The organism is Arcanobacterium sp. (ex Cirak et al. 2026) (genome assembly GCF_053585065.1).
Genome location: NZ_JBQJCE010000012.1, coordinates 1 through 26666, shown reverse-complemented (window position 1 = coordinate 26666; position 26666 = coordinate 1). Strand labels below are relative to the sequence as shown.

At 54.2% G+C, this 26666-nt stretch carries 18 protein-coding genes; 9 read left to right on the top strand and 9 right to left on the bottom strand.

What is annotated here, in order from left to right; translation table 11 throughout:
- The first annotated feature begins 19 nt into the window (after positions 1–19).
- From ACTOVJ_RS06870 to glgB, 5 genes are all read left to right on the top strand, one after another.
- The gene (locus tag ACTOVJ_RS06870; protein ID WP_449504350.1) at positions 20–2815 is read left to right on the top strand and encodes a class I SAM-dependent DNA methyltransferase; all 2796 of its coding nucleotides are present in this window, start codon (positions 20–22) and stop codon (positions 2813–2815) included.
- 114 nt (positions 2816–2929) lie between these two features.
- Positions 2930–5128: an alpha-1,4-glucan--maltose-1-phosphate maltosyltransferase gene (locus ACTOVJ_RS06865; protein ID WP_449504351.1), complete on the top strand. Its 2199-nt coding sequence runs from the start codon at positions 2930–2932 to the stop codon at positions 5126–5128.
- A complete protein-coding gene (gene treS / locus ACTOVJ_RS06860; RefSeq protein WP_449501649.1) occupies positions 5125–6906 on the top strand; it encodes a maltose alpha-D-glucosyltransferase in 1782 nt (593 codons plus the stop codon). Before ACTOVJ_RS06865 ends, treS begins: the two co-directional genes overlap by 4 nt.
- A gap of 7 nt (positions 6907–6913) precedes the next feature.
- The gene (locus ACTOVJ_RS06855) at positions 6914–8272 is read left to right on the top strand and encodes a hypothetical protein (RefSeq protein WP_449502951.1); all 1359 of its coding nucleotides are present in this window, start codon (positions 6914–6916) and stop codon (positions 8270–8272) included.
- 195 nt (positions 8273–8467) lie between these two features.
- Entirely contained in the window at positions 8468–10642 is a 2175-nt protein-coding gene (glgB, locus tag ACTOVJ_RS06850; protein ID WP_449504352.1) for a 1,4-alpha-glucan branching protein GlgB, read from the top strand.
- A gap of 126 nt (positions 10643–10768) precedes the next feature.
- On the opposite strand, the gene ACTOVJ_RS06845 is transcribed toward glgB, so the two are convergent.
- The 6 genes from ACTOVJ_RS06845 to ACTOVJ_RS06820 form a co-directional block, all read right to left on the bottom strand.
- On the bottom strand, positions 10769–11227 hold the full coding sequence (locus ACTOVJ_RS06845) for a hypothetical protein (RefSeq protein WP_449501652.1): 459 nt from the start codon (positions 11225–11227) through the stop codon (positions 10769–10771).
- Entirely contained in the window at positions 11224–12378 is a 1155-nt protein-coding gene (locus tag ACTOVJ_RS06840; protein WP_449504353.1) for an amidase domain-containing protein, read from the bottom strand. The genes ACTOVJ_RS06845 and ACTOVJ_RS06840 overlap by 4 nt, the downstream gene beginning before the upstream one ends.
- Before the next feature lie 237 nt (positions 12379–12615).
- Positions 12616–13371, bottom strand: coding sequence for a TraX family protein (locus ACTOVJ_RS06835; RefSeq protein WP_449504354.1), 756 nt, complete (start codon positions 13369–13371; stop codon positions 12616–12618).
- Positions 13372–13477: 106 nt separating this feature from the next.
- Complete coding sequence (locus tag ACTOVJ_RS06830; RefSeq protein ID WP_449501655.1) at positions 13478–14395, bottom strand: sugar ABC transporter permease; 918 nt, start codon at positions 14393–14395, stop codon at positions 13478–13480.
- The gene (locus tag ACTOVJ_RS06825) at positions 14395–15795 is read right to left on the bottom strand and encodes a carbohydrate ABC transporter permease (protein WP_449501656.1); all 1401 of its coding nucleotides are present in this window, start codon (positions 15793–15795) and stop codon (positions 14395–14397) included. The genes ACTOVJ_RS06830 and ACTOVJ_RS06825 overlap by 1 nt, the downstream gene beginning before the upstream one ends.
- Positions 15796–15969: 174 nt before the next feature.
- Positions 15970–17214, bottom strand: coding sequence for an extracellular solute-binding protein (locus tag ACTOVJ_RS06820; RefSeq protein WP_449502946.1), 1245 nt, complete (start codon positions 17212–17214; stop codon positions 15970–15972).
- A gap of 386 nt (positions 17215–17600) precedes the next feature.
- On the opposite strand from ACTOVJ_RS06820, the gene ACTOVJ_RS06815 reads away from it, so the two are divergent.
- The 3 genes from ACTOVJ_RS06815 to ACTOVJ_RS06805 all read left to right on the top strand — a co-directional run bounded on the left by ACTOVJ_RS06815 (position 17601) and on the right by ACTOVJ_RS06805 (position 22115).
- A complete protein-coding gene (locus ACTOVJ_RS06815) occupies positions 17601–19184 on the top strand; it encodes an alpha-amylase family glycosyl hydrolase (protein WP_449504356.1) in 1584 nt (527 codons plus the stop codon).
- Positions 19185–19349: 165 nt separating this feature from the next.
- Positions 19350–20363, top strand: coding sequence for a LacI family DNA-binding transcriptional regulator (locus ACTOVJ_RS06810; protein WP_449502944.1), 1014 nt, complete (start codon positions 19350–19352; stop codon positions 20361–20363).
- A 30-nt stretch (positions 20364–20393) separates the two neighbouring features.
- Positions 20394–22115, top strand: a complete 1722-nt coding sequence (locus tag ACTOVJ_RS06805; RefSeq protein WP_449502943.1) for a glycoside hydrolase family 13 protein — start codon at positions 20394–20396, stop codon at positions 22113–22115.
- Between the two features lie 73 nt (positions 22116–22188).
- Here ACTOVJ_RS06805 and ACTOVJ_RS06800 read toward each other — a convergent pair whose 3' ends face one another.
- From ACTOVJ_RS06800 to ACTOVJ_RS06790, 3 genes are read right to left on the bottom strand one after another with little or no spacing between them, the layout of a single operon-like run.
- A complete protein-coding gene (locus ACTOVJ_RS06800; protein WP_449504357.1) occupies positions 22189–23100 on the bottom strand; it encodes a tetratricopeptide repeat protein in 912 nt (303 codons plus the stop codon).
- Positions 23100–24101 (bottom strand): DUF8094 domain-containing protein, encoded by a 1002-nt coding sequence (locus ACTOVJ_RS06795; RefSeq protein ID WP_449501662.1) that lies wholly within the window; start codon positions 24099–24101, stop codon positions 23100–23102. Before ACTOVJ_RS06795 ends, ACTOVJ_RS06800 begins: the two co-directional genes overlap by 1 nt.
- On the bottom strand, positions 24094–25236 hold the full coding sequence (locus tag ACTOVJ_RS06790) for a hypothetical protein (protein ID WP_449504358.1): 1143 nt from the start codon (positions 25234–25236) through the stop codon (positions 24094–24096). The genes ACTOVJ_RS06795 and ACTOVJ_RS06790 overlap by 8 nt, the downstream gene beginning before the upstream one ends.
- 161 nt (positions 25237–25397) lie before the next feature.
- Here ACTOVJ_RS06790 and ACTOVJ_RS06785 point away from each other — a divergent pair, with 161 nt between their 5' ends.
- The gene (locus tag ACTOVJ_RS06785; RefSeq protein ID WP_449504359.1) at positions 25398–26585 is read left to right on the top strand and encodes a DivIVA domain-containing protein; all 1188 of its coding nucleotides are present in this window, start codon (positions 25398–25400) and stop codon (positions 26583–26585) included.
- Positions 26586–26666: the final 81 nt, after the last annotated feature.

Here is a 26666-nt window from a genome sequence, read left to right as displayed (position 1 = left end):
CTTTCCCGAGGAGTCCTCCATGCCACTTCTTTCCGCGACTCAGCGCAAGAGGGCCGCCCGCAATTTTGCACAGAAGTGGGCTGGCCGCGGCTACGAGAAGGGCGATACTTCCTCGTTTTGGCTTGAGTTGCTCGGCGATGTTATCGGCATGGACGACGTCACGACGAACGTTCGTTTTGAGAAGGCGACGAATACACACGGTTACATCGACGTCACGATCCGCGATGCGAAGACCGTGATTGAACAGAAGTCGCTCGGCGTTGATCTCGATAAGCCAGAGATGCGCCAAGGCGTGATGGTCACGCCATTCGAGCAGGCGAAACGGTATGCGGATTCCTTGCGCAATTCGGAGCGACCCGACACGATCATCGTCTGCGACTTTGATCATTTCCGAATCCACGATCTTGACGACGATCACCCTGCGCAGAACTACCTTGAGTTCCGTCTCGCCGAGCTACCTGAGCAACTCCATTTGCTGGATTTCCTCATTGACCCGCAACTGATTCGCCGTCGTCGCGAAGAGAAGGTTTCCCTCGACGCAGGCCAGCTGATTGGCCGGCTCTACGATCTCCTGCGCGCGCAATACCTGGATCCTGATTCTCCGCAATCGCGCCACTCGTTGAACGTGTTGTGTGTGCGCCTCGTTTTCTTGCTTTTCGCGGAGGATGCTGGCTTGTTCGCAAAGGATTCTTTCTATCATTATCTGAAGAATGCGCATCCTTCATACGCGCGCACGGCGCTTAGGGATCTTTTTGTCTATTTGAAAACTCCCGACGCCGATCGTGATCCGTATGCCTCTGATCTGCTCACGGTGTTTCCCTACGTCAACGGCGGACTGTTCGAAGCGGACGTTACGATTCCGAATTTTTCGCAGGAGATCCTTGATTTCCTTCTTCAAGATGTGAGCCAGGGGACGGACTGGTCTGAGATCAGCCCAACGATTTTCGGCGGCGTCTTCGAATCGACTTTGAATCCCGCCTCGCGCCGCGCAGGCGGGATGCATTACACCTCCCCGCAAAATATCCACAAGCTGATCGATCCGCTTTTCCTTGACGATCTGAAAGCGGAGCTGCACGATATTTTGAATGCGCCAGGTGTGGGTGATCGCAAGCGGCGAGGACTCCTCGAACAGTTCCACAACAAGATCGCTTCGTTGCATTTTTTCGATCCCGCCTGCGGCAGCGGAAACTTCCTCACCGAAACGTATATTCACCTGCGCAAATTGGAAAACAAGATCCTCTCCGAGTTGCAAAATGATCAGGGTGTGCTCGCCTTGGATGATTCGATTTCTCCGCTTAAGGTGTCGCTCTCACAGTTCCACGGCATCGAGATCAATGATTTCGCGGTGAACGTGGCAACCACTGCGCTCTGGATCGCCGAGCTTCAGGCGAACGCCGAGGCTGAGAGTATCGTGTACGGCAAGGTTCAGGATTTTCCTCTGGCTGACAAGGCGAACATTGTTCACGCCAATGCTTTGCGCACTGATTGGAGGGACGTCGTTTCGCCTGGTGAATGCGACTACATTATCGGCAATCCGCCGTTCATCGGGTATTCGCGTCTTTCTCCTGAGCAGAAGGAAGATCGCCTTCGCATCATGGGGAAGGCTGGCGGCGTGCTCGATTATGTGGCGTGCTGGTTTAAACTTGCGGCGGATTTCATGCGAGGTTCGAGGGCGCAGGCTGCATTGGTTTCGACGAATTCAATTGCTCAAGGCCAGCAGGTCGAGCCGCTATGGAAACCGTTGTTCGACGACGGTGTGACGATTAACTTTGCGCACCGCACTTTTGCGTGGTCGAACGAGTCCACTGACGCTGCGCATGTTCATGTGGTGATTGTGGGGTTCGGTTACGAACGCTGGGAGCACAAGACGCTTTTGACATATTCGGGCGGCAGCGTCGACGTCGATCATCCGGCGAACATCAACGCTTACCTTGCCCCCGCTCCGGATGTTTTTGTGACGAAGAGGTCGAAGCCTCTCTCATCTGTTCCGGCGATGGCTAAAGGATTTCAACCCACTGACGGGCAGAACCTTATTCTCGAACCAGAGGAACGCGATCATCTTCTCGATGTTGAGCCACAATCAGCGAAATGGATTCGTCCGTTTTCCATGGGGCAAGAATTTATCAACGGCAAGGAGCGCTACTGCCTCTGGCTGGCAGACACCACTCCTGCTCAGCTTCGGGATTATCCTGAGGTGTTGAAGCACGTTCGCGCCAATCATGAGTGGCGACTAGCCCAAGTGAAAACTGGGGATGCTTACAAACTGGCAGACCGTCCGCATCTGCTGAGGCCAACGTCCAAATTTCACGACGGAACGTATATCGCGATTCCCGTGGTCACATCTTCTCGGAGAGAATATATTCCCTTAAGTTTTGTGGATAATGGAATGATTCCTGGAAATCAAGTTTATTTCATTCCTACAGATTCTCGGTTTATCTTTGGGATCTTGATGTCCCGAGCACACAATGCGTGGATGCGCACCATCGGTGGACGCTTAAAAAGCGACTATCGATACGCGAATACGCTGGTGTACAACACTTTCGTCTTCCCTCATCTCTCACCAGCGGAAGAAGTGATCATTGCGCAAGCTGGGCAAGCAGTGCTCGATGCACGTGCCCTCTACCCTGGTGCCACGCTCGCCGATCTCTACGATCCCGATAACGATTGGCTCTACCCCGAACTGGACAAGGCTCACAAGGCTCTGGACGCCGTCGTCGAAAGTGCTTACGGCCTTACGCCTGGCCTGGACGAGAAAGACATCGTCGCCCACCTCTTCACACTCTACGGCGAAGCCGCTGAATCCGCCAAGGCGTAGTCACAAGTGAACGCAATTTTCTGTCATACCCTCGGCTAAAATAGCAACGTGAGCATTTTTAACCGTAAGAGCAAGCATTCGTCAACGACGCCGAAGCCGCAAGGAGCCCCCAAAATGACATCTCCACTCCCGTCTGAAGTTCCTGCACGTCCTACTCGCTCCTCTCGCCGCCTCCCGACAACGCCCGGCAACCCGTTCGGCGTTCCACGCCCGGCACCTTTCGCGCCAGTTGGCCGTATCCCGATCGTTGATATCTCCCCTTCCCTTGCCGACGGAGCTTGGGCAGCGAAGGGAACTGAATACGAAGCGTTCCCCGTTCGCGCCACGATTTTCCGTGAAGGTCACGATCTTTTCGCTGCCGAAGCAGTGCTCGTTGATCCTGCAGGCAACATCGCCCAACGCGCGCCGATGATCGATATTGCACCTGGCCTGCGCCGTCACGAAGCCTGGCTCACTCCAACCGCGCCAGGAAAGTGGAGCTTCTATATCAGCGCATGGTCAGATCCGTGGGCTACATGGCAACACAATGCCCAAATCAAACTCGCAGCCGGTCAGGATATTGAGCTTGTCTTCCTTGAGGGACGCGAACTCCTTCTGCGCGCAGCCGCGAGCGCACCGGCGTCGTCGGGAGAACATGAAACGTTCCTCGCTGCTGCCGCCGCCACAATGAACACCTCTGCAAGTGCAAACGAGCGTTACGCCAGTGCTACAAATCCTTCTGTTATCGAAGCGTTGAAGACATACCCGCTTCGCGATTTCGAAACGCACTCCGCCTCGTTCCCCGTGGCAGTTGACCGCGAACGTGCCCTCGTGGGCTCGTGGTACGAGATTTTCCCGCGTTCGGTCGGTGCTACCCAAAACCCTGACGGCTCGTGGAATTCGGGGACCTTGCGCACCGCCGCGCAAGATCTCGATCGCATCGCCAACATGGGATTCGAGGTTGTCTACCTCACTCCCATCCACCCAATCGGAACCACTGCACGCAAGGGAAAGAACAACTCTCTCACTGCTCTCGAAGGCGAACCCGGTAGCCCCTACGCTATCGGATCTCCCGACGGCGGTCACGATGCGATCGATCCGAATCTTGGCACCTTCGAAGACTTCGATGCGTTCGTTTCCCGCGCTCGCAAGCTCGGCATGGAAGTCGCATTGGATCTAGCGTTGCAGTGCTCCCCCGATCATCCGTGGGTGAGAGAGCATCCGCAGTGGTTCACTACCCGCGCGGACGGCACGATCGCATACGCGGAGAACCCGCCCAAGAAGTATCAAGATATCTACCCGCTGAATTTCGACAACGATCCCGAAGGTATCTATAAGGAAATCGTGCGGATCCTCGAACTGTGGATTTCGCACGGAGTGACGCTTTTCCGCGTGGACAATCCACACACCAAGCCAGTCGCCTTCTGGCAGCGTCTGCTCGCCGAGTTCCGTGAGCGCCATCCACACGTGATTTTCCTTGCCGAAGCCTTCACTGCGCCACCAATGATGCAGACTCTCGGAGCGGTTGGCTTCCACCAGAGCTACACCTATTTTACGTGGCGTAATGAGCGCGGAGAATTCGAGGACTACCTGCGCGAACTCGCCTACGAATCAGATTCACGTCTTCGCCCAGCATTCTGGCCAACCACGCACGATATCCTCACGCCATACATGCAAAACGGCGGGCGTAATGCCTTCATGATCCGTGCGATCCTTGCGGCAACGGGATCACCCACCTGGGGAATCTATAACGGCTATGAGCTGGTCGAACGTGAACCGCGCCCCGGGTTTGAAGAACAGATCGACAACGAAAAGTACGAGTACAAGCCTCGCGATTACGAGGCTGTGCGCCGCAACGGAATCCAGGATCTCCTTACGCAGCTCAACGACATCCGCTCGCGTCACCTCGCACTCCGCCGCCTACGTAACATCCATATCAACGGCTCCACAGATGAAAAAATCATGTCGTTTACCAAGATTGCACGTCGCAGCGAAGTCGCTGACCTCGCACCAGTAGGATCAGGCCACACGTCAGCAGGTGCCGTCAATACCTCCACCACAGGAGCGCCCTGGCCCGCCGTCGTCGAACCGAATCCGAATGACATTGCCGACGCAGTGATTGTGGTTGCCAACCTCGATGCTTACACGGCTCGAACCGCCCAGCTCCAGCTCGATCTGAGTGTGTTTGGAGCACGCTCACGCGGGGATGAGCCTGTGCTCGAAGTGACCGACGAACTCACAGGTGAGACCTACTACTGGAATGACCACCCGTTCGTTCGTCTCGATCCTTCGGATCGTCCCGCTCATATCCTCTCTGTGAAGGTGATGAAGTGACCTCCAAAATAACGTTCCCATCAACTCAACGCAACGGATTGGACAGTGATCCTGAGTGGTACCGCAGCGCGGTCTTCTATGAGGTGTTATTGCGTGCGTTTGGCGACACCACAGGATCAGGCATCGGAGATCTCGAAGGTTTGACTTCGCACCTCGACTACCTTGAGTGGCTCGGAGTGGACTGCATCTGGATCCCTCCTTTCTACCCGTCCCCGATGCGCGACGGTGGATACGACATCTCTGATTACAAGAACATCGATCCGATTTACGGCTCACTGGATGATTTCCAGGCGCTCGTTGATGCAGCTCACAAACGCGGAATCCGTGTCATCATCGATCTGGTGATGAACCACACCTCAGATGCTCACCCGTGGTTCCAGGCATCGCGCACAGATCCTACCGGCCCCTACGGCGACTTCTACGTGTGGGCAGATACTGACAAGGGGTACGCCGATGCGCGCATCATCTTCGTCGATACCGAAACGTCAAACTGGACTTATGATCCGGTGCGCGGCCAATACTATTGGCACCGTTTCTTCTCTCACCAGCCTGATTTGAACTATGAAAATCCCAAAGTTCGCGAAGCCATGTTTGACATGGTGCGCTTCTGGGCGCGCATGGGACTCGATGGTTTCCGCCTCGACGCAGTCCCGTATCTTTTTGAAGAAGAAGGCACAAACTGCGAAAATCTTCCACGAACGCACGAATTCCTCGCTGATCTTCGCGCAATGGTGGATGCCGAGTTCCCCGGAACGATTCTCCTCGCGGAAGCGAATCAGTGGCCATCCGACGTCGTTGAGTACTTCGGCACAGACGAACGCCCTGAATGTCATATGTGTTTCCACTTCCCCGTGATGCCGCGTATTTACTATGCGCTTCGTGACGAACGAGCACGCGCTATCCGTGATATTCTGCGCGACACTCCTCAACCACCTGCAGGCGGCCAGTGGGGAACGTTCCTGCGCAACCATGATGAGCTCACTCTCGAAATGGTGACAAATGATGAACGTATCGCCATGTATGGCTGGTATGCCTCCGACCCGCGAATGCGCGCTAACATCGGCATCCGACGTCGTCTGGCACCTCTGCTAGAAAACTCGCGCCCCCAGATCGAGTTGGCAAATGCACTGCTCCTCTCCCTCCCCGGAAGCCCATACCTGTACTACGGCGATGAAATCGGCATGGGCGATAATATCTGGCTTCCAGATCGTGATTCTGTGCGCACCCCCATGCAGTGGAGTCCTGATCGCAACGCCGGTTTCTCCGACGCCGATCCGGGCAGACTCTATCTCCCCACAATCCAGTCACTCGTCTACCATTACCAGGCAATCAACGTGGAGGCTCAAGTTGCACAGCCCAACTCGCTCCTTCACTGGCACCACGACATCCTCGCAGTTCGTGACCGCTACCCGGTGCTCGGAAGCGGAGCTTTCACACTACTCGATACATCCAACGAATCTGTGCTGGCATTCCTGCGTTCAAACGACGAACACGTTGTGTTGTGTGCAATGAACCTTGCCTCCACTCCACGCTCAGTCACAGTGGATGTGCCTGGCTATGAGGGATGGCAAAGCTGGGACACATTTGGAGGCGGAGAATTCCCGAACATCACTGATCGTGGTGAGATGACATTGACGCTCTCTGCCCGCGATTTCTTTTGGCTCGAATTAACCAATCCTGCAGCTTCACAGACCCCGATCGCCCCTGAAGAAGCTAATCTCGACAATCCCGGCGTCGGTCAGGCATTCGATGCCACAACCGGCGAGTTAATTGAATGAGGGAAATATGGATTTCCACCAAGGAACAGAACCCTGGCAGGATGCCACGTCATGTGAGAACATCATGCGTCAGGCACGTTGGTATCGCGGCAATGACCCACACGTCCGGTTCGGCCCATGGGCACGAGCCGGAAACACCAGCGCGTCGATTATTCTTCAGCTCGTTCAAAGTGAAGGGCTAGTCTATCAATTGCCCCTCTACCTTACGGCTCCCACCGCTGCCGACCACGAGTTTCTCGGATACATTGGGCCGGCAGGAAATCTCAGCGTTTTCGATGCAACAGAGCATCCTTCCGGGCGTGAGGCAATTTACGAAGCGATCCTCGGCGATGTCACATGGGAAGGTTCTCTGCCGGTCAGCACTCACACACTACGAGGGAATTCGGCACAACTTCCGCGAGTCGCTGAGTCGCACAAACTCGCCTCTGAGCAGTCCAATACATCAGTGATCTACACTTTCGCCGCTCGCGCTTGTCACAAGGATTCCTCAACCACTGGAAATGCGGAAAATACAAGTGACCCTGAAGATGTAGGAATCATCATCAAGATGTTCCGTGTCATCGATTTCGGCAAAAACCCCGACGTCGAGCTGATGGAAGGCCTCGAAAAGCTCGGCACACGGGCAATCCCGCGCCAGTACGGATCAATTTTCGCCGACACCGACGGGCATATTGATCTTGGAGTGGCAGCTGAGTTCCTCGCAGATTCCGTCGATGCGTGGCAGGTCCTCACTGCCCAGGCAACCAGTTCGCCAGAACTCGTTGATCGATCACAGATCGTTGAGCTGGGTTCCATGACACGCAATATTCACCATGATCTCCGTCAGGCTTTTTCAACAACGCCGGTGACAGACGATGTTAAGGCACAACTTCGCCATGTCTGGCAAGAACGCCTTGAACAAGCAGTCCACGATGCTCCGCAACTTCACACCGCGCAGAAAGCCATTGAGTCAGTTTTCGACTCTGCATTAGCAGGTCAGTGGCCTCATCTTTCCCGAATTCATGGTGACCTCCATTTAGGTCAGGTTCTGCGATCCCCTGAGCGAGGGTGGATCGCATTGGATTTTGAAGGCGAACCACTGCGATCTCTTGAATCCCGTCAACTCCCAGATCTTCCACTGCGCGATGTCGCAGGGATGCTCCGTTCCTTTGACTACGTTGCCGGTGCCACAGGCGTCGGCGAACAGTGGGCAGCTCAAGCACGTGCAGCGTTCCTCGAAGGATACGGACCTGTCGAGAGCCAAGAACTCCTTGACGCTCTCGAACTTGACAAAGCGTTGTACGAGGTGAGCTACGAAGCCGCGTCGCGCCCTGATTGGATCCATATTCCTCTGTCCGGCGTCGAAAAATTATTGCGCGGAAAGTGAAATGGATGTTGCCTGGAAAACCATGATCAGATCGTTAGGCAAAAGTCCCGAAACAAATGTGCGCATACCGCAATCAGCACGGAGAATCACGGTTCTTCGCTGTCCCACCTAGTCACTCGATGCCCACCTCGGGCACAATAGTGATAAGTATTAACGCGACTCCCCACAAAGTTGTGGGCAACGAAAGAGTGAATTATGGTTCAACCGATTGATATCTCATACGACGTTCTCGACGCCGTTTCCAATGGTTTCCATTATGCGCCCCACGATGTGCTCGGACCGCATATCGCCAATGGCAAACTCACTATTCGCGTTTTGCGACAGCTCGCTGACTCCGTCACGATTATTACGGCGGACGGTGAATATGAAGCGACCCATGAATTCAACGGCATCTGGTTCGTTGTGATCGATACCGATGTCATTCCGGACTACAAAGTTCGGGCGATGTACGGCGATCTGGAAACCGTCACTGACGACGGATACCGTTTCCTCCCTTCACTGGGGGAAATGGATATCTACCTTTTTGCCGAAGGACGCCACGAGCAACTATGGAAGATCCTCGGTTCACACCTGGTCAGCTACGACACCACACTCGGCCCAGTTGAGGGCGCCACATTCGCAGTCTGGGCACCCAGTGCCAAGGCAGTCCGAGTGGTGGGAGACTTCAACGCGTGGACAGGCAATCGCGGCGCGATGCGCTCACTCGGCTCTTCAGGCATCTGGGAAGTATTCATCCCAGGGGCGAAAGAAGGTGCACGCTACAAGTACGAAATCCAGTATCAGGACGGCTCATGGCACCAGAAGGCTGACCCGATGGCACGCTGCACCGAAGTACCGCCGTCGACAGCCTCAATCATCACAGACACCCACTTTACGTGGAGCGATGAGGAGTGGCTCGATAAGCGCAGCGCAGCTGACCCACATGCTGGGCGCATTTCGATCTACGAAATGCATGTTGCTTCATGGCGACCCGGCCTGGATTACAAGGAATTGGCTGAGCAGCTGATCGGGCATGTGAAGTACATGGGCTTCACGCATGTGGAGTTCATGCCACTCGCTGAGCACCCATACGGCCCGTCGTGGGGCTACCAGGTGACAGGCTACTACGCACCATCGGCACGCTTTGGCGATCCTGACGGTTTGCGTTACCTCATCAATGAGCTTCACAAAGCAGGTATCGGCGTCATTATGGACTGGGTGCCTGCCCACTTCCCCAAGGACGAATGGGCACTGGCACGCTTCGATGGCACCCCGCTATACGAGGACCCGAATCCCCTGCGCGGTGAACACCCTGACTGGGGCACGTACGTGTTCAACTTCGGCCGACGCGAAGTACGTAACTTCCTTGTTGCCAACGCTCTGTACTGGCTCAAAGAATTCCACTTGGATGGTATCCGCGTGGATGCCGTAGCATCAATGCTCTACCTCGACTACTCGCGCGAGGACGGCCAGTGGGAGCCAAACCAGTATGGCGGCCGCGAAAACCTCGAAGCGATTTCCTTCATTCAGGAAACGAACGCCACCGCGTATCGTCACTGCCCGGGCATCATGATGATCGCCGAGGAATCAACGTCCTGGGGCGGCGTGACGGCGATGACCGAAACCGGCGGCTTGGGCTTCGGCCTGAAATGGAACATGGGCTGGATGAATGACACGTTGCGTTACTTGGCAGAGGAGCCAATTAACCGACGCTGGCATCACAACGAGCTCACATTCTCCCTGGTGTACGCTTTCTCGGAGCACTTCGTTCTGCCGATTTCGCACGACGAAGTCGTTCACGGCAAGGGTTCGCTTTACACCAAGATGCCTGGTGATCACTGGCAAAAGCTCGCAGGTATCCGCCTGCTCTTCGGCTACATGTGGACTCATCCGGGCAAGCAGTTGCTCTTCATGGGCCAGGAATTCGGGCAAATCCACGAATGGGATGAGTCCACCGGGCTTGAGTGGTGGCTCACCGATGACAAGGGTCACGACGGCGTTATGAGTGCGCTCAAGCAGCTCAACGAAGTGCAGGCTGCACATCCGGCTCTCTACGACGATGATTTCACGCCACACGGCTTCGAGTGGATCAACGGCGGAGACTCTGACCACAACGTTCTGTCCTACCTGCGTCGTTCAAAGGACGGATCGGACGTGGTAGCCGTCATCTGCAATTTCGCTGGTACTCCTCATAATGACTACCGCCTTGGCCTGCCTGAAATGGGCACATGGGAAGAGATTGCCAATACCGACGCCATCGAATTTGGCGGCAGCGGAGTGGGGAACTTTGGAGCCGTCGAAGCTGAGGCTGTGCCGTGGGACGGACGCCCGTTCTCGGCACGCATCCAGGTGCCGCCCTACGGCGTCGTGATCCTGACCCCGAAGAAGTAAGCTCACCACAAAAGCAAACAGCAAGAGGGGCGCGGCCAAGATTTTGATCTTAGCCGCGCCCCTCTTGTGCTAGCTGTACTGTCACGGATGACATTCGCACCGTGCGTGACATGGCATCATGCTCGATTATTTCGGTTGGAGCCGGTAAAACGCAATGATGAGGTCTTTATTGGCTCCTCGGTTGGTGTCTTTTCCAAAGCCAGCTTTCTCTGTGTCGGACTCACACTCTGAGGTCACCCCCAGAACGTAACGTCCGTTCACACCGAGTGCAGTAATATCTGACGTTACGCCTGCCCTGAGTTCATCGTCCTTCGCGCGTTGTAGATCCTCTGAATCGTCAATCCTCATGATCGTGACACACCCAGCTGTGTACGATTCTGTCACGCCCATTTCTTTGGTAACAGCAGCATCAGTTTTGTGGATTTCTCCGGTCAGTTCTCCACGTGTCACAAGTTCTTGAAGTAGTTCCCGCGCTTGGTCTTTCGGAGGTTGCGCGAACCAGAACCACATCGTCGCACCCAAGGCGAGGACCAGCGCAGCCACACTCGCAACAACAATCATTCCTTTTTTCGAAATACCGTTCATCGTGTCACCCACTTCCTCGCAGACAACCAACCCAACGTTGTCTTTCGATTAGTCAGCCATGCAACATAGTTTTTTGAATGTTGGGCAATTTTGATGTCTTGGTAAGATTTATTCCCGTACGTTCCCCGCCCGGCTTTTCCAACCACGAATCCGATGTGATACACACGAACATCATTCTTCAGCCCCACGGGAGAGCCCACATTTGCACGTTTTGTGAAGGTGGCGAGATCGTTAGTTGCTCGAGTCAGCCCAAAATAATTCGCAAACGCCTGCGCGTTGATCCAAGATCGTGTTGGGCGTCCAAGCCATGACCACTTGAATCCTCCGTTATTCCACGAAGGGCTCATAGGTGTACTCCCAGCTGCCATGGCTTGTGATACAAAATTTGTACAATCACTGTGATATGTCGTCACTTTGGGATTAGGTTTTTCAGCATAACGATTTGCGTAATCGATTGCGCGTTTCGCATTAAACCCTGCATCGAGCGCCGAGTAGAGCTTGAATGTTTCCCCAGGCTGAAGCAAGCGTTTTTGTTCAGTAGCGGCCGCAAAACGCTGATTCGCATCAGTATCTTGCGTCACTGAATTGGCAATCTCTTCCATGAGCTGGAGGCCACGATCAGAGACTAGATCATCCATTGTTTCCAAGGACTTGATATCGTTTTCGATATCTTGATTAACATGCTTTGCTTGAATAAGATCAGACATTTCGAGCACATCTTCAATATTATGCTGATCGGACACGCTCAAAGCTCCCCCACGAGCATCCACACCTCCGGAAATTAACGCAGGAAGCTCAGCAGAGTAAATTGGCGCGGTCGTCATTGTAAAAGGCGGCAAACCAGATAACGTTTGTACCTTAGCAACTTCTAACCGGCGGGTTGACATATAGCGGCTAAAGGACATATGCGGGTCAACAAGCTCCGGAAATAAATCCAGTTTATAGTGCCCACCAAATGCGTTGACTTCTACCTGCCTGCGACTAACATCTTCTCCTTGGATCTTGTCATGGCTGCGCACTGTCGAATCATTTGAATCCTGTAGAGTTGCTAATTGGTTACTCGCATTTGCAACGATTGGCGCAAATGCGAGTAACGTCGTTGCAGCACCTACTGAAGCAACCAGGGAACGCAAGAAAATACTTTTCTTCACAGCTCTCTCCCCTCTACTACGATGTGATGATGTGACCTCATTGTCACGGCACCATTTTACGATAACGACACGAACTATAAATCAAACTGAGGTTAGGTCACTCAGAAGTACCAAAATGCGAATTTTGATAGAGCTGATACTTCGCTACCTACAGGTAGGGTAAAAACAGCTCATAGCGACACAAGCTAACGCTTGTGTCGCTCCCAAATGATAGGTTGGCACCCTCCACTGAGTCTGCTACCTAAACACGAGCCACAAAACCATGCAGATCAGCGGGTAGTACGCGTAAAGCACCCAACGCGTCCAGGTGTGCAGATAGCCCAGTTCTCCGTTGCGGTAGTGCAAGAATGCTACGCCGATTCCCGGCGTAATGAGTGCAGCTGCTCCGAAGAGTCCCGCAGTCATCATCATCGTATTTTCGTAACGCTGCAAGAAAGTGAAAATCAATAAGAATCCGATGGTGACCACACCGATGTTCATGATGACCTGACGCGAGCCAATGCGCAGAAGAAGATCCCACAAAACCGCAGCAAGGATCACCGCAGCGAGAACTGCGTATCGTATGCCTCCGCTCTCTCGCGCCCAGCGAATCATCACGAGCACAAGGAGACCGATCAACAACCCCCAGACCGGATTCTGGCTGCTCATGTCGAACACCTTCCCCGTCGTCGACAAATCGTAGGGGACCTCCGTTACTGCAGCGAGGATGAAGAGCCGGCCCGCGTACTTCCCGACCGAGCGTGTGCGATGAAAACCCTCGAACAAGAGCCACGCATAGATCGGGATAGCGACCCATGAAATGAGCTCGAACAGCACCAAGCCGGTCAGTCCACCAAGCTTGTCACGATTGAGCATGGCCGCGCCGAATGTGCCCATCGCAGCCGAAAGAGTCATGAAGAAAGCGCCAATGACTTTGAGCTTGAATGTTGATAGGCCACGGCGGCGCTGGGGAATCTCGCCGGAGCGAATTGAATCGTCTTTAATCAAAGCCATGATCAACCTTTCTTTTGACCGCGCAATAGTTTATCGGCTCGCTCGTGATACGGCTGGGCGGGAGCGGTACTAGAAACCGCTCCCGCCCCGATGAGTCGTGGGAAGATCAGCCCTTCACAGAGCCACCCATGGACTCTTGGTAGAAGCGCTGCATCAGAATGAACAGAATTGCAATCGGCAGCGACACCAACACTGCACCTGCAGCGAAGCGTGCATACCAATCCTGGATGTACTCCTTCTGGAGCATCTGCCACAGTCCCAGTGCCACCGTGTAGTTCGTCTGGGTACGGGCAATCACGCGCGCCATCACGAAGTCCAGCCACGGACCAAGGAAGCTCACGATCGCCTGATACACAATCATTGGCTTCGCAATCGGGATAATGATCTTAAAGAACACCTGAGTGCGTGTACAACCATCAAGGAGAGCCGCCTCGTCCAGCGAGGTTGGGATCGTATCCATGTACCCCTTCATCACGTAGAAGCCGGCGCCAGCACCTGCCGAATACACCACGACCAGCGCGATCACTGTCAAGCCATCGGAGGTCAGACCCACAGCCTTGAGGATGAAATAGATAGCTGTCACAGCCATGATTCCCGGGAACATACCCAAGATCAGCACAATGTTCATGAAGGTGCGGCGCAAGCGGAAACGCAAACGGCTCATCACGTACGCCACCGAGAGCACGAAGAACACCGAGATCACACAGACGAAGATCGAAATAATCAAAGTGTTCATGAACATGCGTGGGAAGTTCAAGACGTTGGTTTCCGTCAACAGTCCCTTGTAGTTATCCAGAGAATAGCTCTCGGGGAAGAACGTTGGATTGTACGGAGCTGGATTAGCGTTAAACGACTCAGCAACAACCCACAAAATCGGGAATACCCAGATCACCGCCATGAGACCAAGAAAGAGATGGATCACAATATCGGTAATCATGCGTTTACGGTGGTAGCCACCCTTGGGAGCCTTTGCCACCTGGACATCGACAGGCGCCGGAGCCTTTTCTTGAAGATGAGTAGCCATCAGCGGAACGCCTCCTCGTTCTTGTAGGAGCCCGAATTACGGTAGGTGATCAGCGAAACCACAGCCAGGACGATGAAGGTCAAGATACCGATGACTGCACCGAGGCTGTAATCATGCTTGTCCACCGTCAGCTTGTAGAGCCAAGTGATCAAAAGATCCGTCTTACCTGCAGAATCGCCGATCGGCACGGGAGCGCCGCCAGAGAGAAGGTAAATAACGTTGAAGTTGTTTACGTTTCCGGTGAAGGTCGTGATCAGATACGGCGTGAGCACGAAGATGATGTAAGGCATCGTAATCTTGGTGAAAATCTGCCACGAGTTTGCGCCGTCGAGCTTCGCAGCTTCGTACTGATCCTCAGGAATGTTTTGCAAAATACCCGTTACCTGCATGATTGTGTAAGGGATACCGACCCAGAGGTTGACGACAATAACCGTCACTCGCGCCCATGTAGCATCGGTGAAGAATGGCAAGGAATGCTCAATCCACCCCCAATCCAGAAGCAGACGGTTGATCGCTCCTTGAGGCTGAAGCATCGTATGAATGACCAGAAGCGACACGAACTGAGGAACAGCGATCGACAGCGAGAACATTGCACGCCAGAAGCCCTTACCTCGCGTTGTCCTTCGGTTAATCAACATCGCCATAAACAAGCCGGCGAAGAAGTTCAAGAAGGTTGCAAAGAAAGCCCAGACCAAAGTCCACGCAAGAACCGAGAGGAAGAGTCGAAGATTCACATCGCCACCAGCGTTGGCGAATACAGCGCCGAAGGTATCGAAACCCACCCAATCGAAAAGCACCAGATGCTTGTGATCGTAGTTGGTGAACGCCATCGAAATCATGAACACCAGTGGCAAAACTGTAAATGTCAAAATACCGAGCGTCGGAAGGAACATCAGAAGCTGGTGTGCTTTGGTGTCCAGCAGGGTACGGAAATCATCCATCGCACTCATCGGACGGCCGTACTTCTTTTGGTCTTCTTCTGCCTTGTAAGCGCTCGATACGGCAACAGTCCACAGATAAACGAACAGCAAACATAGAGCAACAGTTGCTACACCGTAGAGCAGGATGATCACCGACGAATCGGATTCGCTGCATTCGGGGTATCCATCAACCATCACACACTTTTGCTCTGCATCGCCCAGACCAGGAAGTGCCGCAAGATAAGACACACCACTGACTGCCATAAAAACAATGAAAAGAACTTCCAGTGTGAGAAGGGCAAGACCCTTCACATATTGTTTATGGACAAGATTGCCCAGGCCGAAGATCACAGCCGAAAGTTTCGTGTAAATGCCTCCCTCACGCAACGCCTTTGAAACGCGATACGGAGACGGACCTACGTAGTCCTTGCCGAGTTTCTTTCGAAGCTTCATTTCACGCTTCGAGATCGGAGGTTTCACCTCCGGAACTATATCTTTTGTCTCAGGCGCTACATCTAACATGCTCGCCTACCTTCCCTTTAGGGCTCACTTGTGCCGCTAGATCACAATTAGTTTTCGTAAGGTGCAGGTCACATCCTCAAGTGGAGAATGTGACCTGCACTCACTTAGTCATCACAGATGCGATGAAGGCCGTCACTTACCAACCTTGGCCATCTGCTCCACGAATGGAGCAACCTTTGCAGCTGCGTTGTCCGGGGTCACTTCCTTGTTCACCAGGCCTGCACCAAGAGCGCCCGCTGGATCCCACCAAGCACCCATTGCCGCGATGGTTGGCTGAAGAATCGACGCCTTGGCAATGGTGCCAACCTGAGCCTTAGCAGCCAGATCGTCAGCCTTGATCTCGGATGCGAGTGACTTGTCGGTCGGGACAATTCCGCGCATATCGTAGTGAGCCTTCTGAGCTTCCTTCGAACCGAGGAATGCGGCGAACTGCGATGCAGCCTTGACTTCCTTGGTCTTCGGGTTGTAGCCGATTGCCTTCGAGCCAGCGAATGCGTCCATCTGGTAATCGGTGCCATCCACCTTGATCATCGGAGGAATAGTTGCAGCGTAGTTGTCGCCAAGAGCCTTCTTGACGTTCTCAGCATCCCAGGTACCGGAGAAGACGACGTCAACGTTGCCGGCCTTCATGCCGCCCAGACCCGAGCCGTCCTTATCGTTGACAAAGTTCTTGTTTGCCGCAACGTTTGCGAGGTAAGCGGTGACCTTGCCAGCCTTGGCAGGATCAAGCTTGATGGCTTCCTCAGCCTTAGTGCCATCACCGAAGAACTTCAGATCAGCAGCCTTCGAGTAGAAGGACTGAATATACCAAGCGTTGTCGAGCGGGAAAGAAACTTTTGCCTTCTCAAGCATGGTGTCGAAAGACTTGACATCATCTGCCGAGAGCTTGGCCTTGTTGTAGTACATGAACCATGTGTTACCGGTGAACGGAACACCGTAGAGCTTGCCATCGGTGCCGGTGACCGACTGAACCATGACATCGTCGTTCTGTTCCTTGACCTGCTTGGCTTCATTCTCACCGAGCTGCCCAATTGCACCGAAGTCGACGAGGGAGCCAAGCTGATCGTTTGCGAACATGTAAACGTCTGCAGCTGCGGACGGATCCTGCTGGACAGTCGTACGAACGTCAGCTTCAGAGACAACGTCGTTCTTCCAGGTGATCTTGTACTCCGGGTGAGCCTTTTCGAATGCCTTCTGCTGGGCAGCCATCCAGTCCTTGTCCTCCTGCGGCGACCACACGCGCAGGGAAACAGCCTTAGTTTCACCCGAAGACTTCGAGCCATCCTTTGTAGCGGTGTCGCCACCACATGCAGCAAGACCGAGAGCCATCGAGAGAGCGCCGACTGTACCGGCGGCCTTCTTCCAAGTGATCGTCATCAATATTCCTTTCTTCGTGGACCCGCATACGTCCCCTCAACGCCGAGAGTTTTTACGCCTGTGGGCTGATATTTTGACGATGATTTTGCGTGCCGGCATCTATGACGTTCCACACGCTTGCCTCTAGTGTAACTGTCTGCAACGATCCATTCAACACTGCAAAGAGTTACAAAAACATCACGTTTTCAGCCACGTGTACTACGCTCCCAATTTACCCCTGAAATGCCGCGCTTTCAGAAAAAACTCACCCTCGATGTCGGACAAATTTTCGTGCGAAAAAACTACCATTTCAACTCCTCTTTTCGTCGCCAACACCCCACCAACACGTATCCTTAGATTCGATACCCTCGCAGGCGGGTATCGTTCCCAGAGGAAACGGAGAAATAATGGCGCTACACTACCCTTCCCCTGCATGGATGGATACGGCAGTCTTTTACGAGGTCTACCCTCAGTCTTTCCAAGATTCAAACGGCGATGGAATCGGTGACCTTCCCGGTCTCATCTCGCGCTTGGACTACATCGCCACTCTCGGGGCAAATGCACTGTGGATCAATCCGTGCTTCGATTCCCCCTTTAAAGACGCCGGCTACGATGTGCGCGACTATTGCCAAGTTGCCTCGCGTTACGGCACCAACGACGATCTGGTGGCACTTTTCGATGCCGCCCACTCCCGCGGTATGCGTGTCCTGCTCGATCTTGTCCCAGGCCACACTTCCGAAGAACACGAGTGGTTCGAAGCCTCAAAGAGTTCCACAATGAATGCGCTCTCAGATCGCTATATCTGGTCATCCTCATGGATCGACGGCGGCGACGGCCTGCCCTTTATCGCAGGAGAAGCTGAACGTGATGGCACCTATATTCTCAACTTCTTCAAATCTCAGCCCGCATTAAACTACGGGTTCGCACACCCCAAATACCCGTGGCAAAAAGAAGCACTCGGGTCTCACGCTCGTGCAACAGCCGATGCGCTCGTTGATGTCATGCGATTCTGGCTCTCCCGCGGCGCCGACGGATTCCGTGTCGACATGGCAGACTCCCTCGTCAAGCATGACGACGAGGGCAAACCTGCCACGATCGCAACATGGAACTACATGTTTGATCAGATCCGGCCAGAATTCCCTGAAGCCGCTTGGGTATCCGAATGGGGACGACCCAAGGAATCCATGCGTGCTGGGTTCGACGCCGATTTCTACCTCGATTGGCGCTGGGGCGGCAACCCCAACGGATACAACATGCTCCTGCGCAACACTGACGATTCACGCTCTCGGGGCGTGGACTGGAGCTACTTCAATGCTGATTCCAATGCCGACATCACCGGTTTCCTCGGCGATTACCTTCCTTCCCTTGAAGCAGCACAAAAAGTCGGCGGCAGCTTTTCACTCATTACCTGCAATCACGACACAGTGCGCCTCGCTCCTCGCTTAGATGAACGTGAGCGCGACATCGCCTTCGCTTTCCTCCTCACGATGCCAGGCGCACCTTTTATTTATTACGGCGACGAGATCGGAATGCGCTATCACACTCTGCCAACCAAAGAGGGTGGATACTCCCGCACAGGTTCACGCACTCCAATGCAGTGGGATTCTTCGGCACAATACGGTTTCACAACGTCGAACAAGCCATATCTTCCCGTTGATCCCTCTCCTGATGCACCAACCGTCGCAAGCGAGATGGCTCGCCCAGATTCACTATGGAATCAGATATCAGCCCTTCTGCACCTACGCCATCAGTCGCCAGCATTTGCAACAACAGCAGCTTTGACAATCATTCACGCTGAGCGTGGTGACACACTCTTTGCTTTTAGTCGAGGTGAAGGCGACAATCGCCGTCTCGTGGTCGTCAACCCAGGGCGCGACTGGCACGAACTCAACGACACCGGCGCCACCAGCATCGACTACGTCATCGGTTCCGTGTCTCTTAACAACGGACGAATCAACGTCGGACCACAGTCCTTTGCTGTGCTGTCCTAAGGAGTGAAGATGCAGGGCACGTGCGGTACCCTGCATCTTTTCTCTCAACAATGTGGAAATTTGCAACCATATCGCGATATTCTAAAAACAGTGTGTGGCTCTTGCAGAAATTTCTTTCATGCCAGCGCCCTTCCCCACCAACCGCAGCGACAAAGGAGTTGCCACATGTCCCGTCGTATTCGCCTGTCGGATCTCGCGCAGCAAGCGGGAGTTTCCACAGCAACAGTTTCACGCGTGATTAATGGCAAAGACACCGTTGCTCCTGAAACTCGTCAGGCCGTTCTCGAAGCTCTGGATCTGCTCGGTTACGAACGCCCAGAGAAGCTCCGCGAGCGCACTGGCGGTCTCATCGGTTTAATAGTGCCTGAGCTGACAAATCCAATCTTCCCTAAGTTTGTCCAAGCCCTTTCCGGCGCAATGACTCTTGCAGGTTACACTCCACTGCTTGGCACACAGAATGCCGGCGGAGCAACCGAAGATTCACTCACCTCTGCCATCCTCACTCACGGCGTATCTGGTTTGGTCTTCGTCTCTGGTCTCCACGCCGATTCCACGGCAGATTTGGATCGATACGAAGCAATCGTTGAGCGTGGCACACCGTTCGTCACAATCAACGGCAACAACCCTGCGCTCAACGTTCCCGATTTTTCTACCGACGATGCCGACGCCGTATCGCAAGCAGTGCGCCATCTTGCAGGCTTGGGGCACACGAAGATCGCATACGCATCAGGCCCGCTGCGCTTCATCCCGTCTGCTGCGAAATTGGCTGCATTTACCAACGTGATGGCTGAGGTCGCCCCTGGCGAGCCGATCCGTTCGGCTCATACACTTTTCACCGTTGAAGGTGGTCATTCCGCTGCGAAGGCACTGATCGATGACGGCGCGACAGCAATCGTGTGCGCCTCGGACATCATGGCTCTCGGCGTCATCGACTACTGTGCAGGCGTCGGACTGTCAATTCCCGGTGACGTCTCCGTGATCGGATTCGACGATTCCACGATGATGCCGCTAGTTCGCCCTGCTTTGACCACGATACGCCAGCCTGTGCAAGCAATTGCCGACGCCGTCGTCGCAACTCTCGTCGGCCGTATCGGGCATCCCGAAACCCCAATGTTCTCGGCAACATTCAAGCCCGAGCTCGTGGTGCGTGAAACGACCGCTCCACCAGCATCGAAATAATATGGAGCAAAACCAGGAGAGGAAAAGATAGTGGAAATTCTTCACCGCGCAAGCGACTCCCACGAGTGGTGGCGGGAGGCGGTGATCTACCAGATTTATCCGCGTTCTTTCGCTTCCTCGAACGGCCCCGTCGGTGATCTTTATGGGATTACCTCTCGCCTGGGCTACATCAAGCAGCTCGGAGCTGACGCAATTTGGCTCTCACCGTTCTACAAGTCGCCGCAAAAAGATGCTGGCTACGACGTGGCCGACTACCGAAGCGTCGATCCGATGTTCGCAGATAACGCCGCTGCGGAGGCAATGATCGAAAAGGCACACCTGTTCGGGTTGAAAGTCATCATTGACCTGGTTCCTAACCACACCTCTGATCAACATGAATGGTTCCGTGCGGCACTTGCCGGAGGAAAAAATGCACCCGAGCGAGCACACTATTGGTTCCGTGAGGGAAAGGGTGAGGACGGCAACGAACCACCTAATGATTGGACTTCCGTATTCGGCGGCCCAGCGTGGACACGTGTCAAGGATCGCGCCGACGCTCCCGGATCGCCGTGGGAAAACGATGGATCATGGTATCTGCACCTCTTTGACTCCTCCCAGCCAGATCTCAATTGGACTAATCCAGCCGTGCACGAAGAATTCAACTCAATTCTTCGCTACTGGCTCGATCGCGGCGTGGATGGTTTCCGCGTCGATGTTGCCCACGGGCTTGCGAAAGACCCAGAACTTCCTGACTGGCAGTACCACTGGGATATGGTGTCTGGTGGCAACGAACTCCCTGAGAATGTTCCTGCTCCACCACAGTGGAATCGACCTGAAGTTCACGAAATTTACCGCGAGTGGCGCAAAGTCCTCAACGAGTACGGCAAACCAGCTCTCGTGGCTGAAGCGTGGCTGTCTGATCCCCAGGATATGAAGCTGTACGTCCGCAGCGACGAGATGAGCCAAGCGTTCAACTTTGATTTCTTGATCTCTCCTTTCAAAGAAGAGGCCTACCGGAAAGTGATCGCGCAATCGCTAGCCGAAATGGACGCTGTTGGCGCTCCGACCACCTGGGTTCTGTCCAACCACGACGTCGTTCGTGCAGCTTCTCGCTTCGGCTTGACTGATACAGGCAAGGGACCTAACGGTATACGCGCGTGGGAAGAACAGCCCGACGCCGCTCTTGGAGCACGTCGTGCACTCGCGGCACATGCTCTCCAGGCGGCTCTTCCTGGTTCCCTCTATATTTACCAGGGAGAAGAGCTCTCACTACCCGAGCATACGGAGCTTCCTGACGAGGTGCGCCAAGATCCGACATTTGCACGCACCAACGGTCAAGAAGCAGGACGCGACGGATGCCGTATTCCACTTCCCTGGCTAAGCGATCACCCGAGCTACGGATTCTCCCCTGACGGTTCCTCGTGGCTTCCACAGCCACAACAATGGGCAGAACTCGCCATGGATCGCCAGGCTCTCGATCCGAACTCCTCGCTGAACTTCTTTAAGAAGATGTACCAGATCCGCAAGGTTGTACAACTTGGCTCAGCTGAGCTCCTCGAAGGAACCGGCCCTGGCCTCCACTATGTGTCACGGGCACAGGGACGCGATCCACTCCACATCGTCACTGCATTTGATGACCCAGTTGAACTGCCTTCAGGTGCGCGAGTAGTTCTGGCATCGTCGGAGGTGACACAGGCTGGAGGCGAGAAGGTCAATGGATACGTCCCAGCGAATTCAACAGTGTGGTACGTGGTTGATCGTCATGGTTTGTGAACCCGTACAACGCTCTGATTCTCAATAGCAGTGTGCGGCGAAGATTCTCTTCGCCGCACACTGCTATTGACGTTTAGAAAAGCACCGCTGCGAGTGCTTTCCGCGCTGCTGTCACAATGTCTGATTGCTGTCCGAGCAAATCAAAGAATTCGAGAATGCGCGCACGCACACGCTCGCGATCATCACCATCGGTTGCTTTCACCGTCTCAATGAGTCGACTCAAAGCAATATCGGGTCGAGAGGCAAACTCGATATCAGCGCCCATGAGCTGAGTATCAACATCTGCGAACGAGGCACGGGCAATTTTTTCGATTGTTTCTTGTGCTCTAGCAGGATCTGTCATCTGGGGCATCTGCCCCATCCGATCCAAATAATTGACCTGAGCCAGCGCAGATTTCGCCTCGTCATCCTTCGGATTTTGAGCCAGAGCCTTTTCATAGGCAACTCGTGCCCCAGCGAAATCGCCCTGCTTCATCAGTTCCATTCCTTCTTTGTGAAGGGGCGGGATCTGAGGTTCCTTGACCTGCGCATCAGGATCCAACACACCGTTAATCCCATACTGCGCTGCTGAATCGATGATCTTGTCAATCTGAGCACGCACATCGGCTTCTGCGGGCAAGCCCTGGACAATCGGCACAGGATTCCCCTGAAGCAACAGTGCAAGAGCTGGAACACCATTGACGCCAAAAACGGCACTGATCTGGGGATGAGCGTCAACGTCGGCTACGGCCAACTGGATACGGCCCGCTTTTGCCACAATCATTGGGCGAAGAAAATCCAAAAGCTTATCAGAATTCTCTGAACGGTCCGAAGTAAAGGCCACCAGAACAGGAACCTTCATTGACATGGTGACTGCCGCTTGCAAACTTTCCTCAGTGAGCTTGACTTCAAGTTTTCCCGGGATTGATTCACCAACGGGTACCTGGGACAGAGAGTCCGGTTCCTTCTGTGATTTGAGGGTAGACAGATCGAATGCTCCAGCCATTACTTATTCGCCTTCATCTCGACAATCGACGGTGCAGACGCACCAATCACCTGGATTTTTCCCTGAGCAGGAAGATAGAAAGCCACTTGGCTCGAATACGTTGTGGCCAAGGACTTTTCAATCTCATAGCTCGGTTTCTTCGGGTCTTGGTTGATCCAACCCGCCAGTTCTCCGCCCACCGTGAGCGTTGCCTCTGACTTCGTCTTCTCAAGCGTCGTTGTATAACGGATTTCTCCGACAATCAGTGCGCCGCCGTCTTCCGTCGACACCACCTGAACGGGAGTTTGACCGGCAATATATTTCGTTGATACCTTACCCAGCCCCTTGATCGAATTCGACAGTGCTTTCGTCTGTTCTTCCGTCTTTACATAGAGCTGATCGTCAGCAACGAATTGAATATCGCCCGCCTTGCGATCCTGAAGATACTTCGCGTACGCGCTCACGACATCTGAGGGGGCTGTGGAGAGTTTCGCATCCTTGCCAAGGTAACCGTCTTTCGTTGAGTCCGCGGAAACCAAGGCTGAGATGTCCACTCCTGGGAAGAGTTCGACGTCGGCGACAAGCGCCAGTTCCTCGCGCGGTGAGGACGCCCCCCACACAGACAGGGTGTACAGATTCTCTTGGTCTGTTGGCGCAGTAATTGTCATAACAGAACGTGGAAACAAACGACCCGAGTACACCGGTATTGACTTGGGATCGAGGACGATGGGATCGAGAGTGAATTTCTCCCCCATACCTTTCTTTAGGCGGTATTCACCCGATCGTTGCGCCCGCAATGGGTTACCGATACGTTCGGGTAACTTGGCACCGTTTGTGTCCTTATCGGCCTGGGCTAATGCTTTCGCAGTATCAGAAACAATCTGAGCAAACTTCTTCGATTCCATCAAAGGCACTGCACTGTTGACAGATTTGGGCTGAGGGACAGATTGGCTTGAGGTGGTCGAGCACGCACCGAGCGCCATAATAAACGCGATGCCAACTACGGGAACTGCTTTACGCATCATTCTCTCCCTTGCTGCGAATGCTCCATCGGCTTCGCCAGTCTTTTCCATTCTCAATATTGACCATGCCCGTGACCGGTTCGGCCGATTCAGTGTGTGTAGCTTCCGATATGGACTCTGGATCAGCGTTGTTCGGTTCCGTTTGCGTGGATAGCTCTTCGGGGAACCAGGAGGCCACCTCGCGGTGACGCAACTCTTGCGCACGGGCGCTACCTGGCACAACGCCAGCTCCGAGTGTGCCACCCGAAGCAGCAGCAATGGTCGGTCGATTTTGCCCGTCGTACACAGTGGTGCGCGGCCTCTCGACATCGATCGTGAGCCGGTCATCGTCGTCGAGAGGTCGATTGCGGAGTGCCATTGATCGTGACGTGCCTGGAAGAATTCCGGCACCGTATGCACGATCGGTGTGCTTACGCTGCAGCGGACGTTCCTCTTGAGATAAGTCACCGTCGAAAGTTTCCAGAGGGGTGGTCTGTGCTGCTCGTGCGGCTGCGCGCCGTGATCGACGCTCACGCATATCACGCTCCTGCCAATCTTGAAGCAGAAGGAACAGACCGACAAGCGTTAAAAGAACTCCGATGGCAATCGTTGACCACGGGGAAGCCTTCGCCACCGAATGCTGCCAAGTTAGCGTCAATTTCGGAGCCTGGGCACTTGTTGTCGTTGCCACAAGAACATCCTGCCTGTCCGAGGAAGCTGTGACATCAAATTCGATGCGGTCCTTGCCATGCCCGCTCTTATGCCACCAGTCAGAATCGAGAGAAAACTTTTTCTCTGAACCGAGCTTGGTGTCCTGTGTCGATTGCTCTTTATCACCTTTAAGTACTGTGATCTTTGGTTCAGTCCAACTCGTGAGCCCCGTCAGACGCGATCCGGCAGATTTCCCAATCCAGGCATCAACATCGTGTGCAGAACCGAGAGCCCACTGGATCTGCTGACCTTGGGCATCAAGTTTGACGTGCACAGTCGAATCAACCATCTCAAGAACGCCAGGCGCAGTTGCGACAACCGCACCAGACGGTGCAACAGTGGCTTCAACCGTCATTTCGTCTTGTGCAACAAGCGCCCGAATTCCGGTTGCAATGGACAAGATTACGCCCATCACAATGAGCGCAACGCCCCCATAACGTTTCATGTGCATCCTTCAATCTCGACGCCAAAAGCGATACTCAAAATAATTATAACGATTTGACAACAATAACTGTTGCAAAGTCAGAATTGGAGACAATGTGAGTGACCTGACCCGACCAACCGTAGGGTAAGATGTGGTGTAACTTTCAGGAGGTCGAAATTATCGTGGCCGAAGAGCATCCCACATTTCCCGTTGTTATGCGTGGCTATGACCGCGCCCAGGTTGATGAGCGTGTCTCGATGCTCGAGACACAACTTGAGCATACCGTGCGCCAAGTTGAATCACTTGACTCTCAGATCCTTTCTCTTTCCGCTGAACTTTCACAAGCACGTGAACAGCTCAAAGAAACAGAACGTCCTTCATACTCTGGCCTTGGCCAACGCGTTGAAAGACTCTTGAAGTCGACAGAAGAGCAAGCTCTTGATGTCATGACTCGTGCTCGCGCAGAAGCAAAAGCCATCGTCGACGGAGCAAAGGCACAGTCAGCGTCGCTTGCTGATGCCGCTTCCCACGAGAGTCAGTCAATTTTGAATGCAGCGCGCACCGAAGCAACAAACGTCAAGGAATCGGCCAAGTCAGAAGCCGACGCGCTGGCTGAAATGTCAAAGAGGACGTCAGAAGAAATGGTCGCCTCAGCAGAACGTGAAGCAGCGCGTTTGCGTACAGATACCCAGGCAGAAGTCGCCGCCTTGAGAGCAAAAGCATCGCATGATGCCGCTACTGCTCTCGCTGAAGCCGAATCAGAAGCCACAGCAATGCGTACCGCCGCCCAGGAGGAAGTTGCCGCGCTTCGTTCCTCTGCACAGTCGGACATTGCTGAACTTCGGGCGCAAGCGGAACAAGAAGTCGCTCAACTCCGCGCTAGCGCACAATCGGAGGTTTCCGAGCTTCGCGCCCAGGCTGAACGCGAAGTTGTGGAATTGCGTAAAAAAGCTGCCCAGGAACTTGCCGACGAAGACGCACAGTTGCGTGAACGCGCCGAAGCGATGGTCACGTCTGCTCAGGATGCAGCCGCCGACGCCGAAACTCGCCTTGTCACCGCGACGCAACGCGCTGATTCTCTCACAGAGTCATCGACAAAGCAGGCATCGGAGCTCCTTGAAAACGCACGCACCGAAGCAGCCTCAATTCTCGATGAAGCGCGCAAAGAAGCTGCTCGGATCCGCAAAAGCGCAACCAACGACGCCGAGCGAGCAAAGTCGGATGCAGATGCGCACATCGCATCGTTGGTGGAGCAAAAGACAAACCTCACCTCATATCTCGAAGATATGCGAGCAATACTCACTGGTTCCACCACGTCACTCGCGTTAAGTGAAGTCGTTGACGCCGCTGAGCAACATCAAACGAAGTAACTTGCTGTGGGGGGGGGGGTGGGTGGGGGGGAGCGCGGGGGGGGGCCCCCCCCCCCCCCCCCAAGCTGACGTGGGAACACA

Coding starts and splice junctions, on each gene's coding strand:
- ACTOVJ_RS06870 (WP_449504350.1), top strand. CDS start 20: ATGCCACTTCTTTCCGCGACTCAGCGCAAGAGGGCCGCCCGCAATTTT.
- ACTOVJ_RS06865 (WP_449504351.1), top strand. CDS start 2,930: ATGACATCTCCACTCCCGTCTGAAGTTCCTGCACGTCCTACTCGCTCC.
- ACTOVJ_RS06855 (WP_449502951.1), top strand. CDS start 6,914: ATGGATTTCCACCAAGGAACAGAACCCTGGCAGGATGCCACGTCATGT.
- glgB (WP_449504352.1), top strand. CDS start 8,468: ATGGTTCAACCGATTGATATCTCATACGACGTTCTCGACGCCGTTTCC.
- ACTOVJ_RS06845 (WP_449501652.1), bottom strand. CDS start 11,227: ATGAACGGTATTTCGAAAAAAGGAATGATTGTTGTTGCGAGTGTGGCT.
- ACTOVJ_RS06835 (WP_449504354.1), bottom strand. CDS start 13,371: ATGGCTTTGATTAAAGACGATTCAATTCGCTCCGGCGAGATTCCCCAG.
- ACTOVJ_RS06830 (WP_449501655.1), bottom strand. CDS start 14,395: ATGGCTACTCATCTTCAAGAAAAGGCTCCGGCGCCTGTCGATGTCCAG.
- ACTOVJ_RS06820 (WP_449502946.1), bottom strand. CDS start 17,214: ATGACGATCACTTGGAAGAAGGCCGCCGGTACAGTCGGCGCTCTCTCG.
- ACTOVJ_RS06815 (WP_449504356.1), top strand. CDS start 17,601: ATGGCGCTACACTACCCTTCCCCTGCATGGATGGATACGGCAGTCTTT.
- ACTOVJ_RS06810 (WP_449502944.1), top strand. CDS start 19,350: ATGTCCCGTCGTATTCGCCTGTCGGATCTCGCGCAGCAAGCGGGAGTT.
- ACTOVJ_RS06800 (WP_449504357.1), bottom strand. CDS start 23,100: ATGGCTGGAGCATTCGATCTGTCTACCCTCAAATCACAGAAGGAACCG.
- ACTOVJ_RS06795 (WP_449501662.1), bottom strand. CDS start 24,101: ATGCGTAAAGCAGTTCCCGTAGTTGGCATCGCGTTTATTATGGCGCTC.
- ACTOVJ_RS06790 (WP_449504358.1), bottom strand. CDS start 25,236: ATGAAACGTTATGGGGGCGTTGCGCTCATTGTGATGGGCGTAATCTTG.